Below are 2,139 nucleotides of genomic sequence, written 5' to 3'. Positions count from 1 at the left end.
AGATGAGCATTGATCAATGAGAACGATCAAGCCAATCGAGCTATTAGTACCGGTAAGCTTCACACATTGCTGCGCTTCCACACCCGGCCTATCAACGTGGTCGTCTTCCACGGCTCTGATAGGGAATACTCGTTTTCAGGTTGGTTTCCCGCTTAGATGCCTTCAGCGGTTATCCATTCCATATGTAGCTACCCTGCTATGCCCTTGGCAGGACAACAGGTCCACCAGAGATATGTCCATCCCGGTCCTCTCGTACTAGGGACAGATCCTGTCAATATTCCTACACCCACGGCAGATAGGGACCGAACTGTCTCACGACGTTCTGAACCCAACTCACGTACCGCTTTAAATGGCGAACAGCCATACCCTTGGGACCTGCTCCAGCCCCAGGATGCGATGAGTCGACATCGAGGTGCCAAACAACCCCGTCGATATGGACTCTTGGGGGTCATCAGCCTGTTATCCCCGGCGTACCTTTTATCCGTTGAGCGATGGCCCTTCCACACGGGACCACCGGATCACTATGACCGACTTTCGTCTCTGCTCGACTTGTCAGTCTCGCAGTCAGGCGGGCTTATGCCATTGCACTCGACGACCGATTTCCGACCGGTCTGAGCCCACCATCGCGCGCCTCCGTTACTCTTTCGGAGGCGACCGCCCCAGTCAAACTACCCACCATACACTGTCCCGGATCCGGATAACGGACCGCGGTTAGACATCCATGACGATAAGGGTGGTATTTCAAGGATGGCTCCACAGAAACTGGCGTCCCTGCTTCAAAGCCTACCACCTATCCTACACATGCCGACACGAATGCCAGTGTAAAGCTATAGTAAAGGTGCACGGGGTCTTTCCGTCTGACCGCAGGAACCCCGCATCTTCACGGGGAATTCAATTTCACTGAGTCTATGTTGGAGACAGCGGGGAAGTCGTTACGCCATTCGTGCAGGTCGGAACTTACCCGACAAGGAATTTCGCTACCTTAGGACCGTTATAGTTACGGCCGCCGTTTACTGGGGCTTCGATTCAAAGCTTGCACCTCTCCTCTTAACCTTCCAGCACCGGGCAGGCGTCAGACCCTATACGTCGTCTTGCGACTTCGCAGAGCCCTGTGTTTTTGATAAACAGTCGCTACCCCCTGGTCTGTGCCACCCCACTTCACTTGCGTAAAATGGGGTCACGCTTCTTCCGAAGTTACGCGTGCAATTTGCCGAGTTCCTTCAACATAGTTCTCTCAAGCGCCTTGGTATACTCTACCTGACCACCTGTGTCGGTTTCGGGTACGGTCTATACGGTGGAGCTATTTCCTGGAACCGCGTCCCTGCAAGATCAATCCAATAAGACCTCACAAGTTGAGCAATCCGTCACTACCACCAGGCCCACGAATATTAACGTGGTTCCCATCGACTACGCGTGTCCGCCTCGTCTTAGGGGCCGGCTAACCCTGCTCAGATTAACTTTAAGCAGGAACCCTTGGTCTTTCGGCGAGAGGGTCTCTCACCCTCTTTATCGTTACTCATGTCAACATTCGCACTTCCGATACCTCCAGGAGCCCTCACGGGTCTCCCTTCATCAGCTTACGGAACGCTCCGCTACCACGTGTATTGCTACACATCCTCAGCTTCGGTGCATGGCTTCAGCCCCGTTACATTTTCGGCGCAAAGACCCTTATTTAGACCAGTGAGCTGTTACGCTTTCTTTAAATGATGGCTGCTTCTAAGCCAACATCCTGGTTGTTTTGGGATCCTCACATCCTTTCCCACTTAGCCATGACTTGGGGACCTTAGCTGGAGGTTAGGGTTGTTGCCCTTTTCACGACGGACGTTAGCACCCGCCGTGTGTCTGCCGACTAGTACTCCTGGGTATTCGGAGTTTGGTTAGGATCAGTAAGACGGTGAGTCCCCATAGCCCATCCAGTGCTCTACCCCCCAGGGTATTCGGTCGACGCTCTACCTAAATAGATTTCGCGGAGAACCAGCTATTTCCGAGTTTGATTGGCCTTTCACCCCTAGCCACAAGTCATCCCAATCTATTGCAACAGATGCGGGTTCGGTCCTCCAGTTGGTGTTACCCAACCTTCAACCTGCTCATGGCTAGATCACTCGGTTTCGGGTCTAATGCAACAAACTAAATCGCCCT

1 rRNA gene is annotated in these 2,139 nt (G+C 53.1%); it reads right to left on the bottom strand.

The window, feature by feature from the left end:
* Positions 1–22 precede the first annotated feature (22 nt).
* A 23S ribosomal RNA gene (locus tag IB248_RS30800) occupies positions 23–2,139 on the bottom strand; the annotation flags it as partial.

Origin of the sequence: Rhizobium sp. RHZ01 (assembly GCF_014851595.1) — a bacterium.
GTDB lineage: Bacteria > Pseudomonadota > Alphaproteobacteria > Rhizobiales > Rhizobiaceae > Rhizobium > Rhizobium altiplani.
The sequence above is the reverse complement of the archived record's forward strand: the minus strand, read 5'-3'. Positions and strand labels throughout refer to the sequence as shown.